Below are 504 nucleotides of genomic sequence, written 5' to 3' on the forward strand. Positions count from 1 at the left end.
AAATTATCTTTGCTGCTGCATTGGTAATTCTAGGTTTGTTTGTCGCTTGGCGTTATACCAAACGTGGTGCTAACTCTGCGTAATGCAAAGCCCTTCGGGGCTTTCTTCAATTTTGAGTAATAAAAAATGATTGAAAATGCTTCGGTGTTGAATTGGATTCCAATTTTGATAATGGTTGCTGTGACATGGGTTCTTATAAAGTATTTGTAATTTTATTTGCTATTTTGATTACATCATTTGCGTATGCCGATGATGTGCCTAATACAAATAAAGTTCAGCAAACGCAGCAGGTTAGATCTGATTATCTTTCTCAAGTTGAAGCTAGAAGACAACAATTAATTAAGAATGCACAAGCTGCTGCGGCAGCTAATGCAAAAGTTAACTCATCTATATCAGATTCAGCAACATCAAAAACAACAGGCGGTAAAGTATTTGGAAAAGCATCTACTACAGCGGCAACAGATGCAGCAAAAGCAGGGTCTACACTAGCAAAACGATTAGAAA

At 37.1% G+C, this 504-nt stretch carries 1 protein-coding gene; it reads left to right on the forward strand.

Going from position 1 to position 504, the window contains the following annotated elements; translation table 11 throughout:
• Window positions 1-185: 185 nt before the first annotated feature.
• On the forward strand, window positions 186-504 hold a 319-nt coding region (locus F4V57_RS14720; protein WP_150330569.1), incomplete at its 3' end, for a hypothetical protein.

It is taken from the genome of Acinetobacter qingfengensis, assembly GCF_008693185.1.
Taxonomy (GTDB): Bacteria; Pseudomonadota; Gammaproteobacteria; order Pseudomonadales; family Moraxellaceae; genus Acinetobacter; species Acinetobacter qingfengensis.